Source organism: Corynebacterium sp. AOP36-E1-14, from assembly GCF_052377495.1.
Taxonomy (GTDB): Bacteria; Actinomycetota; Actinomycetes; order Mycobacteriales; family Mycobacteriaceae; genus Corynebacterium.
The window spans coordinates 1-12,048 of the sequence record NZ_JBQSWV010000012.1 but is presented as its reverse complement, the minus strand read 5'-3'; the positions used below and the strand labels follow the sequence as shown (position 1 = coordinate 12,048).

Annotated in this window: 13 protein-coding genes; 6 read left to right on the top strand and 7 right to left on the bottom strand. The window is 70.3% G+C overall.

Annotated features, from left to right (window positions below; translation table 11 throughout):
- Positions 1-63 precede the first annotated feature (63 nt).
- On the top strand, positions 64-969 hold the full coding sequence (locus ACT3TD_RS07255; RefSeq protein ID WP_441579341.1) for a hypothetical protein: 906 nt from the start codon (positions 64-66) through the stop codon (positions 967-969).
- A gap of 16 nt (positions 970-985) precedes the next feature.
- Here ACT3TD_RS07255 and ACT3TD_RS07250 read toward each other — a convergent pair whose 3' ends face one another.
- On the bottom strand, positions 986-1,462 hold the full coding sequence (locus ACT3TD_RS07250; protein WP_301443125.1) for a GNAT family N-acetyltransferase: 477 nt from the start codon (positions 1,460-1,462) through the stop codon (positions 986-988).
- 71 nt (positions 1,463-1,533) lie between these two features.
- On the bottom strand, positions 1,534-2,781 hold the full coding sequence (locus ACT3TD_RS07245) for an FUSC family protein (RefSeq protein ID WP_301443124.1): 1,248 nt from the start codon (positions 2,779-2,781) through the stop codon (positions 1,534-1,536).
- Between the two features lie 94 nt (positions 2,782-2,875).
- On the opposite strand from ACT3TD_RS07245, the gene ACT3TD_RS07240 reads away from it, so the two are divergent.
- The gene (locus tag ACT3TD_RS07240; RefSeq protein ID WP_441588398.1) at positions 2,876-3,463 is read left to right on the top strand and encodes a TetR/AcrR family transcriptional regulator; all 588 of its coding nucleotides are present in this window, start codon (positions 2,876-2,878) and stop codon (positions 3,461-3,463) included.
- Positions 3,460-5,007: an MFS transporter gene (locus tag ACT3TD_RS07235; RefSeq protein ID WP_441579339.1), complete on the top strand. Its 1,548-nt coding sequence runs from the start codon at positions 3,460-3,462 to the stop codon at positions 5,005-5,007. Before ACT3TD_RS07240 ends, ACT3TD_RS07235 begins: the two co-directional genes overlap by 4 nt.
- A gap of 13 nt (positions 5,008-5,020) precedes the next feature.
- Here the strand turns inward: ACT3TD_RS07235 and ACT3TD_RS07230 are convergent, their stop codons facing one another.
- Positions 5,021-5,395, bottom strand: coding sequence for a hypothetical protein (locus ACT3TD_RS07230; protein WP_441579338.1), 375 nt, complete (start codon positions 5,393-5,395; stop codon positions 5,021-5,023).
- Positions 5,396-5,669: 274 nt separating this feature from the next.
- Between ACT3TD_RS07230 and ACT3TD_RS07225 the strand changes: the two genes are divergently transcribed.
- Both ACT3TD_RS07225 and ACT3TD_RS07220 read left to right on the top strand, forming a co-directional pair.
- Positions 5,670-6,410: a DUF1345 domain-containing protein gene (locus tag ACT3TD_RS07225; protein WP_444615098.1), complete on the top strand. Its 741-nt coding sequence runs from the start codon at positions 5,670-5,672 to the stop codon at positions 6,408-6,410.
- A 38-nt stretch (positions 6,411-6,448) separates the two neighbouring features.
- Positions 6,449-7,453 (top strand): alpha/beta hydrolase, encoded by a 1,005-nt coding sequence (locus tag ACT3TD_RS07220; protein WP_441579336.1) that lies wholly within the window; start codon positions 6,449-6,451, stop codon positions 7,451-7,453.
- Between the two features lie 31 nt (positions 7,454-7,484).
- On the opposite strand, the gene ACT3TD_RS07215 is transcribed toward ACT3TD_RS07220, so the two are convergent.
- The 4 genes from ACT3TD_RS07215 to ACT3TD_RS07200 all read right to left on the bottom strand — a co-directional run bounded on the left by ACT3TD_RS07215 (position 7,485) and on the right by ACT3TD_RS07200 (position 11,278).
- Positions 7,485-8,387 carry an endonuclease/exonuclease/phosphatase family protein gene (locus tag ACT3TD_RS07215; RefSeq protein ID WP_441579335.1) on the bottom strand — a complete coding sequence of 301 codons (903 nt, stop codon included), beginning with the start codon at positions 8,385-8,387 and terminating at the stop codon, positions 7,485-7,487.
- Between the two features lie 96 nt (positions 8,388-8,483).
- Positions 8,484-8,954, bottom strand: a complete 471-nt coding sequence (locus ACT3TD_RS07210; RefSeq protein WP_301444168.1) for a DUF3151 domain-containing protein — start codon at positions 8,952-8,954, stop codon at positions 8,484-8,486.
- Positions 8,954-9,991 (bottom strand): class II fructose-bisphosphate aldolase, encoded by a 1,038-nt coding sequence (gene fbaA / locus ACT3TD_RS07205; protein ID WP_441579334.1) that lies wholly within the window; start codon positions 9,989-9,991, stop codon positions 8,954-8,956. The genes ACT3TD_RS07210 and fbaA overlap by 1 nt, the downstream gene beginning before the upstream one ends.
- Positions 9,992-10,117: 126 nt before the next feature.
- Positions 10,118-11,278: a glycoside hydrolase family 76 protein gene (locus tag ACT3TD_RS07200; protein WP_301444088.1), complete on the bottom strand. Its 1,161-nt coding sequence runs from the start codon at positions 11,276-11,278 to the stop codon at positions 10,118-10,120.
- Between the two features lie 56 nt (positions 11,279-11,334).
- Here ACT3TD_RS07200 and ACT3TD_RS07195 point away from each other — a divergent pair, with 56 nt between their 5' ends.
- On the top strand, positions 11,335-11,949 hold the full coding sequence (locus ACT3TD_RS07195) for a DUF1707 SHOCT-like domain-containing protein (RefSeq protein WP_441579333.1): 615 nt from the start codon (positions 11,335-11,337) through the stop codon (positions 11,947-11,949).
- Positions 11,950-12,048: the final 99 nt, after the last annotated feature.

Below are 12,048 nucleotides of genomic sequence, written 5' to 3'. Positions count from 1 at the left end.
CGTTCCGGTTTATCTTGTGTTGACCAACTGAACAGTGTAGCCGGTCACGTACCCTTGGTCACCATGACGACCGTTGTGCTCGCGTGCGGACCCCGCGCCGCCGATCTCGTCGGCGCGGTGGTCGCCGACGCCGTCACCCTGCCCGACGTGCCGGGACGCCGCGACCTGCGTCTGCTCGACGACCTCGCCGCCGCGCACCTGCCGGTGGACGACACGCCGGGGCTCGACGAGATCGCCGCCGCGCCGGACGTCCCCCACCAGGGGGCACCGCAGTTCGCCCCGCAGCGTCCGGACCGTCCGGTGCGCGTCGTGGTGGTCGGGTCGGACGCGGCGCTCGCCGCGGTGGTCACCCGGCTGATGCGCATCGACGCGATGTGGATCGCGGTCGGGTTCGTGCCGGTGGGCACGTCGGTGGTGGCGCAGAACTGGCAGCTGGGTACAGGGGACACACGAGGGGACGCGCCGGCGGACAATGGTCCGACGGTGGCGGCGTTGAACTTCGCGATGACCGCGTCGGTGCGCCCCACCGCGGTGGTGCGCGACGACTCCGGCATCGTCACCCTGGGCTCGGCGGAGATCTTCCGCGCCGGTGAGGAGATGGTCGGCGAGATCATCGTGGACTCGCAGACCCTGTTCGCCAACACCGGCTCACGGCGCTGGGACGGCCGGGCCGGCGCGTTCGGCGCCCGACTGGTGCCCACGGTGGACGCCCCGGGGCTGGCCGCCACGCGCCTGCTCACCCCGTCGGTGTGGGACGACGCGGCGGCCGCGGTCACGCCGCGGCGTCGCCTGTTCCGCCGTCCGGCGGACCTCGGCGAGGTCGACCCGGACGCGGTGCTGTCCGGGCGTGCACTGCAGGCCGGGGGCGTGGAGCTCACGGTGGTGCGCGACGGGGTTGCGCACCCGCGGACCACGTCGAAGGTGACGTTCTACCGGCACCTGCGCGACGGTCAGTTCGTCCGGCGCTGATTTCCGGCGCTGATTCTCAGGCGGGACGCACCATCGACAGGTGCGGGATGCCGCCCTCGTCGTACTCCTCGCCGTAGACCTCGAAGCCGTGCTTGGCGTAGAGGCCGGTGATGTAGGTCTGGGCGTGCAGCACGATCGGCTCACCGGAGTGCAGCTCCACCGCCCGGGCGACCAGCTGGCCGGACAGGCCACGGCCGCGGAAGCGCGGGTCGGTCGCCACCCTTCCGAGCACCCGGCGCACCACGGCGGTGCCGGGGACGTCCCACAGGGCGGGCACGGCGAGGGTACGCAGGTAGGACACGACCTCGCGGCCGTTGCTGATGAAGATGTGCAGGGTGCCGTCGTCCAGGTCACGCCAGTCGAGCTCCTCGTCCTCGACCTTCTGCTCGCGCAGGAAGACCTCGGAGCGCAGGCGGGCGATCGCGTAGACCTCGGTGGTGTCCAGGTCGGCCCACCTTTTGACGGTGATGTCGGACAGCGCGGTTGTTGCCATACCCACACTGTATCCGAGGAACGCGGCGCACCGTCCGGCACAGGTCCAGCTCTGTGCCGGCACAGTTGCGCTCAGTCCCCCGGCGCGCCCTCGGGGCCCTCGCCCCACACCTCCGGCGGGAAGCGCGGGTCGTCCACGGTGGGGCGCAGCACGGACATCGCCGACTCCCGGGACATGCCGCAGATCTGCAGGGAGTCCACGATGATCGAGCGGCACTGGGCGAGCACCACCGTGCCGGACAGGCTCGATCCGTCGGCGACGCTCAGGTCGGCGCGTCCGGCCAGCACCTGCAGGCGGCGGGTGATCTCGGGGATCTCGACCATCTCCTGGCGGGTGCCGCGGGTGCCGCCGGAGGCGTAGACGGTGCCGAGGTGGCCGAGGGCGTCGGAGAGGTCGCGGAGCAGGCGTGCCATCTCCGGGTCCGGCACCACGCCGTCGCCGACCATGATCTCGGCACGTCGGGCGAGCACGCGCGAGTTGCGCATCACGTTGTCGACCGGGGTGAGGATGCGGTTCATCGAGCGGGTGTATCTTCGCGCCGACCAGTACAACGGCGAGATGTTGACCACCTCGTCGCCGCCGCCGACGGAGGTCATCAGCTCGTTGACCCCGGCCTGGGTGCTGCGGGCGGTGACCAGGGCCTCCTCGATGAGGTCCACGTCGCGTTCCTCGATGCCCTGGGCCACGTCGTCGAGCACCAGGGCGGCCTTGCTGATCAGGTGGGCGACCTCGCGGCGGGCCGTGCGTAGCGGGCTGTTGGGGATCACGGCGACGACGACCAGGCCCACGAGCCCGCCGATCAGGGCGTCGACCATGCGCTCCCAGCCGGCCTGGTCGCCCGGCGGGATGAGCGTGGCGACCAGCACCGCGGAGCTGGCGGCCTGGTTCGCCACGAGCACGCCCTTGTCCACGAAGACGGCGAGCAGCATGGCCACGAAGACGGCCACGGTGATCTGCCAGGCACCCTCCCCGATCTGGGATATCACCAGGTCACCGATGCCGATGCCGACGGACACGCCGAGCACGATCTCCAGGCCGCGGCGGGCGCGTTTGCCTCCGTAGGCGCCGAGGCTGATGACCGCGGCGATGGGGGCGAAGAAGGGTTGTTCGTGGCCGATGATGTTGTGGGCGATGAAGAAGGCCAGCCCGGCGGAGACGGCGCACTGCAGGGCGAAGACGGAGCTGCCGCGCATGCGGTTGACGCGTTCGACGACGGCGAAGCGGCGCAGCGACTCCGCCGCGGCCTTCACCCCGGCGCGCGCCCGGGCCCGGGGGCGTTCGCGTGCCCGCCTCTCACGTTGCTTCCGGCTGTCCGTCATGGGGTCCATTGTGGCACGCGTCGCTGGCGGTTCACCCCCACGTGATGTACACATGTACATGTACATCTGTACATCAACAGGAAGGCCCCGAACCGTGCCCACACCAGGCAAACGCGACCCCGCCGGACGCCGCGCGGCGATCCTCGACGCCGCCGCCGAACTCATCTGCGAGGCCGGGGCGTCCTGCCTGACCCACCGCGCCGTCGCCGCCCGCGCGCACGTCGCCGTGGGCTCCACCACCCAGTACTTCGCCTCCATCGACGACCTGCGCGACGAGGCGCTGCAGGCCCTCGCCGACGAGAACGACGAGGCCCTGGCCGAGGTCGCCGGGATCCTCGAGACCCTCGACGACTCCGGAGCGGTGGAGGAGACCATCGCCCGCTGCGCCGGGATCCTGCACGACTTCCTCGCGGACCCCCGCCGGGTCCACGCCAGCCTCGCCATGACCAGCACCGCGATGACCGACCCCTCGCTGCGCACCCTCGCCCTGCAGTGGTCCGACCAGCTCACCGACCTTCTCGCAGGACGCTTCGGACGCCCGCGCGCCGCGGCCGCCGTCGCCTACGTCGACGGGCTGACCGTGCACGCCGCCCTGCACGACGGGGCAACCGACACCTCGTCCATCACCGCCGTACTCACCGCCCTGCTCGCCATGCCCGACACCCAGGAGCCCACCCCGTGACCGCACCGTCCTCCCCGCCGGCACCGTCCCACCCCTCGGACGGCATGTCGCGCACAGCCCGCTGGGCGGCCACCGCCGTGCTCACCGCCAGCCTGCTGGTGATCACCATGGACATGACCATCCTCAACATCGCCCTGCCGGAGATGGCCGCCGAACTGCAGCCGACCTCCACCCAGCAGCTGTGGATCGTGGACGTCTACTCCCTCGTCCTGGCCGGACTGCTGGTGTCCTGGTCGGCGGTGGCCGACCGCTGGGGACGCAAGAAGATGCTGATGCTCGGCTACAGCTTCTTCATCATCGCCTCCCTGCTCGTCGTCGTCGCCGACAGTGCCGGGCAGATCATCGCGATCCGCGCCTTCCTCGGCGTCGGCGGCGCGATGATCATGCCGCAGACCCTGTCGATGATCCGCGTGATCTTCACCGACCTCAAGGAACGCGCCACCGCCCTGAGCATCTGGGCCGCGGTCTCCGGCCTCGGTGCCGCCTTCGGCCCGCTGGTCGGTGGCGTCCTGCTCGAACACTTCAGCTGGCACGCCGCCTTCCTGGTCAACGTCCCGCTGATGGGCATCGCCATCGTGGCCGGTTACTTCCTGCTGCCCGAGTCCACCGTGGCCAACCCCGGACGCTGGGACGTCTTCGCGGCGGTGCAGTCCATGGTCGGCATGGTGCTGCTGGTGTGGTCGGTCAAGGAGTTCGGCAAGGAGGCGTCCTTCGCCGTGCCCGGCGCGCTGGCCGCCTTCGCCGCCGCGGTCGCGATCCTCGCTTGGTTCACCGTGCGCTGCCTGCGCAGCGACTCCCCGCTGCTGGAGCTGCGCCTGTTCCGCAACAGGGCCTTCACCGCCGGCATCATCGCCGCGCTGGGCTCCACCTTCGCGATGATCGCCGCCCTGCTGCTGCTCGCCCAGTGGATGCAGCTGGTCGACGGCGACTCACCGATCCAGACCGGCGTGAAACTCATCCCCGTCGCCGTGGCCGCGGCACTGTCGTCCATCGCCGCTCCCCCGCTGAGCCGACGCCTCGGCTCACGCGCCGTGCTCGCCGGCGGACTGGTCCTCGCCGGGGTCGGGCTGCTCTACGTCGGCGTGGCCCCCGGCGAGGTCACCTACGCCACGATCCTGGTGGCGATGCTCTTCGTCGGTGCCGGGGTCGGGTCACTGGCCATCGCCTCGGCGATGATCATGGGTGGCTCACCGGAGGAGAAGTCGGGCAACGCCGGGGCGCTGGAGGAGGCGTCCTACGAGCTGGGCGCGGTCCTGGGCATCACGGTGCTCGGCAGCGTCTCGGCGCTGGTGTTCCGCGACCACCTGACCTCCCTGGCCGCCGGGCTCGGCCTGCCGTCCGCCCTGGTCGACCCGGCCGGGGAGTCGCTGGGCGCGGCGATGCACATCGCCGAGGAGGCGCAGTTGCCCTCACTGGCCACGAGTGCGGCCGAAGCCTTCACCGACTCCCTGCAGGTCGCCGGACTCATCGGCGGGGTGATCATGGTCGTGGTCGGTACCGCGGTCTTCCTGGTCACCCCGAAGGGCACGCAGGAGGCGCACTGACGCCACGCGCGGATCAGGCGGCGAGGGCCGCGACCCGCTGGTGCGATACCCCCAGGATGATCCCGATGTCGCGCAGCGAGTAGCCGTCCTGCCTCAGCCGGGAGACGACGGCCCGGTTCGCCCGCGCCGCATGCTCGTTGGCTTCATCCGCCTGCTGTCGCAGCGAGTCCGCGCGAGCCTTCAGTTCGCTTACCTCACCGGGCAGAATGGGCTCGACGACGATGTCGACCTCCGAGGGGGCCAACCCTGACAGGTAGGAAATGGCCTCGCGCATCTCATCGGCGGCGTTCCCGAGCCGACGGGTCTGGGAGACCGCCCCGACCTCGGGGCACTCAAGCACCCACACCGGGCCCGTTCCGCGCTCCGCGGTCACCGTGAACGTGGTCATCGCCACCATCCCTTCCCGAGCTCCTTGATTACAGTAGTTCGTTTCAAACTATTGCCAACCCCCCATTGATAGTTAACGTCAACTCCTAGTTGACGCAACGGCGATATGCCGTTCCGGTTTAACTTCGGGGTTCTGTCGTCCCACCTTCGCACCGTGCGGCAATGAAGGTGACCCAAGCCCCCAGGGCCAGCATAAACAGTTTTCGCAGATCATGGAGTCCGCGGAAACTGCCAGCACCGCAACCCCGTGCCCGCGCCTGTCTACACTGGCGCGCATGGCCGCCGAGAAAACCTCACGCACCGGGCACCGGATCCGCAGCGACCTCTTCCGCGCCAACGTCAGCACCGCCCTCGCCCTGCTCACCGCGGCGGCAGGGGTCGGCATCGCCCTGCTGACCACCGGCACCGCGACGTCCGGCTGGACGATCGCCCCGCCGATCGTGTTCTTCCTGGTCTACTGGCTGTCCTTCACCGCCTACTACCTCTGGTGGACGCACCGCGTGTACGCACACGCCGACACGGCGGCCGTCCGCGACGTCGCCGCCCGGGACTCCCGCGCCCGGCGCAGCTGGACAGGAAAATTCTCCGGGCTCACCGGCCCGACGGACTGGACGGCGGCCGCGGCGACGATGGCGGTGGTCGTCACCGTGGCCATCGCCCTGTCCCCGGGTGCCCGGGAGGACCCGGTGGTCGTCCTGCTGGGCCTCGCCACGGTCGCCAGCTCGTGGGCGCTGATGGTCTACTCCTTCGCCCTGGACTACATGCAGGTCAGCGTCCTGCAGGAGCCGGACGAGCCGCCCCACGTGAAGTTCGACTTCCCCGAGGAACCCCGCTTCGCCGACTACCTGACCTTCTCGGTCATGGTCTCGACCATGGCCGTCGGCGCCCCGGCACGGGCCACGTCGCAGGCGATGTGGCGCAAGTTGCGCAGCCACGTCCTGCTGGCCTTCATCTTCAACACCGTGATCGTGGCGATGATGGTGTCGCTGCTCTTCGGCGGACTCACCGGAGGCTGACACCGCGCCGCGCCGCACCCGGTGGCAGAGTGGACACCATGACCACATCGCGTCCTGCATCGCGTCCTTCCCACCCGCCCTTCGACCAGGAACTCCTCCCCACCCTGGAGGTGATCCGCCAGATGACCCCGCCGCAGCTGGGTGTCGAGGACCTGCCCGCCATGCGCTCGCGGGACCGCACCGCACAGACCCTGGAGCACCTCCACGGACTGGGCCTGGTCACCCGCGAGATCACCGTGCCCGGCCACGACGGCGCCGAGCTCCCCGCCACGGTGGTCAGCCGGGCGGGACGCGGTGAGCGTGCGGCCGGTCCCGGGATCTACTTCCTCCACGGCGGTGGCATGGTCAGCGGACGGCGCCTGGACGCCGTGGAGTTCATGGCACCCTGGGTCCTGGAGCACGACGCCGTGCTGCTCACCCCCGACTACCGCCTCGCCCCCGAGCACCTGGCTCCGACCCCGGTCGAGGACGCCTACGCCGGGCTGGTGTGGATGCACGCCAACGCCGCGGAACTGGACGTGGACCCCGACCGCATCCTCGTCGGCGGTACCAGCGCCGGCGGCGGGCTCGCGGCCGGCACCGCCCTTCTCGCCCGTGACCGGCGGGGCCCGGACCTGCTCGGTCAGATCCTCATGAGCCCGATGCTCGACGACCGCGACTCCAGCACCTCGGCGTGTCAGATCGACGGGACGGGCGTCTGGGACCGCGGCGACAACAACTTCGGCTGGTCCTGCCTGCTCGGTGAGGCACGTGGGGGAGCCGACGTTCCCGCCCACTGTGCCCCGGCCCGGGCGGCGGAGCAGCCGGACGGTCTGGCCGGGCTGCCGCCGGCGTTCATCGACTGCGGGACCGCCGAGGTCTTCCGCGACGAGAACGTGGCCTACGCCTCCGCGCTGTGGGCCGCCGGTGTGCAGGCCGAACTGCACGTCTGGGCAGGCGCCTTCCACGGCTCGGCGATGATCGTGCCGGACGCCGCGGTCAGCCGGGACGCCCTGAAGGCACGCGACGCCTGGGTCGCCCGGCTCTTCGCCGCGCCGCGGTAGCAGGCCAGGACAGGTCAGGACGCTGCGAACGTCAGAACGTCACGTCCGCCCACACGCCACGGTGGTCGGTGCCGTCGACCTGCACGGTACCGCCGTCGGTACAGGTGGCGTCCCGCACGAGGATGTGGTCGATGCGCACCAGCGGGAACCGGTGGGGCCACGTCGGGGCGGTGAGCCCGCCACCGCAGTCCGTCAGCCCCGCGGTGTCGAGGAGGTCGCGGAATTCCGGGTGGGCGACGGTGGCGTTGAAGTCGCCCGCCAGCACCACCGGTGACTCCGAGCCGGCGAACTCCTCGCGCAGCGTCCCGAGGTCACGCGACCAGCCACCGATGAGGTCGCTGTACGCCGGCGGCCGGGTGTGCACGCCGACCACCTCGGTGCTCATCTGTCCGACGAGTTGCACGGACGGGGTCTGGTGGCCGGTCAGCCCCAGGTCGGCGGTGACGGTACCCGCCGACGTCGCGGCGTCCTGCCGGACGAGGACGGCAGTGCCGGACGCACCTCCGGTGTCGCGCACCGGCGCGGTGGCGACCAGCCCCGTGCCGCGTTCCACGGCGGCGACCTCGTCCGGCGCTGTCTCCGACAGGATCAGGACGTCCGGGTCCAGGCGGCGGGTCTGCGCCACGATCGAGGCGTCGTCCGCGCCGTTGAAATAGGTGTTCAGCGCCATCACACGCAGCGTATCCCCCGTGTCCCCCGTATTTCCCGACCCACCGGAACCTGCCTGCGTGGTCACCACGCCGACGGGCACCACCACGGCCACGGCGAGGGCCGCGGCGACCACCGGTGGCCAGGGCGAACGCCGACGCCACCCCAGCCAGCACACCACGAGCGTGCACAACACCGCGCCGGCCACGCCCACCATGAAGACCGCCTGCGCAGCCGGGACGAACCACGCCAGACGGTCGGGAAGCGCTGCGGTGATGCGCCACAACGGCGTCGACGCCCACGTCAGGCACCCGAGAAAGGCACAGACGAGGGCGACGACGGCAGCGACGGAGACGACGCGCAGGACGGGACGCAGCGGTGACTACTCCCCTGCGTTCCCGGCGGACATGGCGTCCGCGGCACCCGGGTCGCAGTCGTTGACGAGGTTGAGGCAGCGGATGTACTCGTCCTCCTCGCCGATCGCGCGGGCGGCGGTCGCGAGCATCATGATCGCGCGCAGCACGCCACGGTTCGGACCGTGCGACCACGGCACCGGGCCGGTGCCCCGCCAGCCGTTGGTGCGCAGGGCGTCCAACCCACGGTGGTAGCCGGTACGCGCGCAGGCGTAGGCGGTGACCCGCTCGGTGCCCGCACCCCCGTCGGCCCCCTGGGACAGGTGGTAGGCGGCCAACGCGGCCCACACGCCCGAGTCCTTCGGGTTCGCCACGGCGAGGGTCTCGAGCTCCTCGAGCGACTCCGAGCCGGTCACGGCGGTGGCGAGCTCGGCGGGCAGACGCACCTCCGGGTGCTCGGCACCGAAGAGGTCGCGTCCCTTACGGATCTGCTCCGCCATTACTTGGACACCGTGGTGCCGACGGAGTGCAGGTCGTTGCAGGCCTCGATGATGCGCTCGGTCATGGCGGCCTCGGCCTTCTTCATGAAGGAGCGGGGGTCGTAGACCTTCTTGTTGCCGACCTCGCCGTCGATCTTCAGCACGCCGTCGTAGTTGGAGAGCATGTGGCCGGCGATCGGGCGGGTGAAGGCGTACTGGGTGTCGGTGTCGACGTTCATCTTCACCACGCCGTAGCGCAGGGCCTCCTCGATCTTCTCCTTCTCGGAGCCGGAGCCGCCGTGGAAGACGAAGTCGAAGGGCTGTGCGTCCTCGGACAGGCCGAGCTTCTTCGCCGCGGTCTTCTGGCCCATGTCCAGGACCTCCGGACGCAGCTTCACGTTGCCGGGCTTGTACACGCCGTGCACGTTGCCGAAGGTGGCGGCCAGCAGGTAACGCTGCCCCTGGTCACCGGCGCCGATGGCGTCGACGGTCTTCTCGAAGTCCTCGGCGGTGGTGTACAGGTTGTCGCCGGCCTTGGCCTCGACACCGTCCTCCTCGCCGCCGACCACGCCGATCTCGATCTCCAGGATGATGTTCGCCGCGGCGCACTTGGGCAGCAGGTCCTTGGCGATCTCGAGGTTCTCGTCGATCGGCACGGCCGAGCCGTCCCACATGTGCGACTGGAACAGCGGGTTCTCGCCGGCCTCGACGCGCTTGCGGGAGATCTCCACCAGCGGGCGCACGTAGGTGTCGAGCTTCTCCTTCTGGCAGTGGTCGGTGTGCAGCGCGACGTTGATGCCGTAGTGCTTGGCGGCGTGGTGGGCGAAGTGCGCCAGGGCCTCGGCACCGGCGACCATGTTCTTCACGCCGAGCCCGGAACCGAACTCCGCGCCACCCGTGGAGAACTGGATGATGCCGTCCGACTCCGCGTCGGCGAAGCCCTTGAGGGCGGCGTTGATGGTCTCCGACGAGGTGCAGTTGATGGCCGGGTAGGCGAAGCCGCCCTCCTTGGCCTTGTCCAGCATGTCGCGGTAGACGGCGGGTGTTGCGATGGGCATGGGTGTTCCTCCGTGTGGGTTCGACGAGCGGGTCGGCGTTCTTCCCTCAAGTATGCCGTGCCCGGGCGAATCTGTCAGTTGCCCGGCCCCACCGGGCCGCGGCCCACACCGCCACCGCGGCGTCCGTCAGTAGCCGTCGTGGGTGACGGTGGCTGCCGCCTCCATGAGCATCCACCCCGAGAGCTGGACCGACAGGTCACGTTCCGGGATTTCCGCCGCCGCGGCGGACCCCGACAGGGCCGCCCCCATCAGTCCGCCCGCCTGCGGCAGCACCGCGTCCCCACCCCAGGATGCGGGGAACACCGGCAGCCCGTCGATCTCCAACCGGTAGCGCCACACCGACTCCGCCGAGCGCAGGACGATCCGGCGGGCGAGCCGCCGCGTCGCCGCGCTGGAGCGGTCGTCACCGGGCAGCGACGTGGCGACCAGGGCGAGGTAGCGCGCGAGGATCCCCTTGAACAGCCCGTTGTCGCCGCCGCGGGCCTTCCAGTCCAGCGACCAGTTCGGGGTGGTCATGTGCTGGGAGACGGCCTCGACCAGGCGGTGCACGCGGGTGATCGCCTGGGTGCCGATCGGGTCGACGGCGTCCATGGCGATGCCTGCGGCGCGGCGTTGGGCGCGGGCGAGCTCCAGGTTCGCCCCGATCATCACGCCCTGGCAGTAGGCGTGGATCTCGGTGACGTTCTCCGGGCCGGAGAGCTTCATCTTGATGCCGTCCATCACCAGACCGTCGGTGTTGATCAGGTTGGCGTGGACCCAGTCGATGAGCTGCTCGGCGAGCTCGATGCGTCCGGTCCGGGCGGCGAGGATCGCGACGGGGCCGTTGGTGGGCACGTTGTAGAACGTCTCCCCCTCGCGCCACGGCATCACGCCGGTGAGGCTGTCGACGCCGTCGAGGATGTCGGCCTCCAGGGCGCTGCGGTAGCGGACCTTGCCGTAGCGCTCGAGGTTCTCCACACGCTCCAGCGCGAGGGCGAGCCACGCCTTGTCGTCGTAGTAGATGTTGCGGGTGAGCCGCCCGAAGTTGCGGATGCGCATGCCGCGGATGGTGCGGCGGATGAAGCTGAGGCGCAGCCGGGTGTTGCGGCGCTGCGCGGCGTCCACCTGGCAGTCGATGTAGTGGGCCTGCCACCAGTAGTGCCAGCGGTAGTACAGCTTGTCGCGCGTGGTCGGCGGCCAGGCGACGACGGCGAGGTTGGTTCGCGGCACGCCCCAGAGCCGCCCGCCGTGGCGCTCGGTGATGGCCTGCTCGGCGAGGTCGGCTCGGTGGTCCCAACGTTCCTGCATAACTCACATTGTGCCTGCACACCTTAGGGCTTCGCACGTATTGGTAGCCTGACCACATGAACAGTGCCGACGGTACGGACAGGTTGAGGCTCAGCGACAACGACCGGATCCACGCGATGAGCGTGCTGGGGGCGCACTTCGCCGACGGCCGGTTGGACGACTCCGAGTTCAACGAGCGTTCCGGCGCCGTGGCCGCCGCCCGTACCCTCGGGGAACTGCGTGGCCTGTTCGACGACCTGCCCGGTGGTCTGCCCTTCGACGCCGAGGGCACCGCTGTCGCGGTACCGGGGCAGGACGCGGCGCTGGATCCTGCCACCGAGACGGGTCTCGCCGCGCGCGACCCGGAGGCCGCGGAGGTGGAGAGCCTGCGTAAGCGGGGGAACCTGGTGCAGAGCATCGACGGGGCGATCCTGGGCGTGACCCTGGTGACCTTCCTGCTGCTGCAATTCGTGTTCGACGTCAGCAACGCGTGGATCGTGTGGCCGTCGTTGATCGTGACGCTGTCGGTGCCGCGCATGCTGCTGAAGTACTCCGACGAGGACGAGGAGCTCTTCGAGGAGATCAAGGAGGCCGACCAGGAGACGCGCAAGGACCGGCTGCGCCGCGCCGCGGAGCGGATGCAGGAGCTGGAGTCGCGAGATCGGGGCCGGGAGCGCGACGACAGGGACTGACGGGGACTGACGGGGACTGACGGGGGCGGACACGCCACCCCAACAGCAGTGTCAGACAAATCCTTGAAGGATATAAGCGTTTATGTAAGTATATCTTTT

Bases quoted from the DNA above. Each gene is read 5' to 3' on its own strand.
- ACT3TD_RS07245 (WP_301443124.1), bottom strand. From the start codon at position 2,781: ATGACGGACAGCCGGAAGCAACGTGAGAGGCGGGCACGCGAACGCCCC.
- ACT3TD_RS07225 (WP_444615098.1), top strand. From the start codon at position 5,670: ATGGCCGCCGAGAAAACCTCACGCACCGGGCACCGGATCCGCAGCGAC.
- ACT3TD_RS07250 (WP_301443125.1), bottom strand. From the start codon at position 1,462: ATGGCAACAACCGCGCTGTCCGACATCACCGTCAAAAGGTGGGCCGAC.
- ACT3TD_RS07255 (WP_441579341.1), top strand. From the start codon at position 64: ATGACGACCGTTGTGCTCGCGTGCGGACCCCGCGCCGCCGATCTCGTC.
- ACT3TD_RS07230 (WP_441579338.1), bottom strand. From the start codon at position 5,395: ATGACCACGTTCACGGTGACCGCGGAGCGCGGAACGGGCCCGGTGTGG.
- fbaA (WP_441579334.1), bottom strand. From the start codon at position 9,991: ATGCCCATCGCAACACCCGCCGTCTACCGCGACATGCTGGACAAGGCC.
- ACT3TD_RS07195 (WP_441579333.1), top strand. From the start codon at position 11,335: ATGAACAGTGCCGACGGTACGGACAGGTTGAGGCTCAGCGACAACGAC.
- ACT3TD_RS07200 (WP_301444088.1), bottom strand. From the start codon at position 11,278: ATGCAGGAACGTTGGGACCACCGAGCCGACCTCGCCGAGCAGGCCATC.
- ACT3TD_RS07220 (WP_441579336.1), top strand. From the start codon at position 6,449: ATGACCACATCGCGTCCTGCATCGCGTCCTTCCCACCCGCCCTTCGAC.
- ACT3TD_RS07210 (WP_301444168.1), bottom strand. From the start codon at position 8,954: ATGGCGGAGCAGATCCGTAAGGGACGCGACCTCTTCGGTGCCGAGCAC.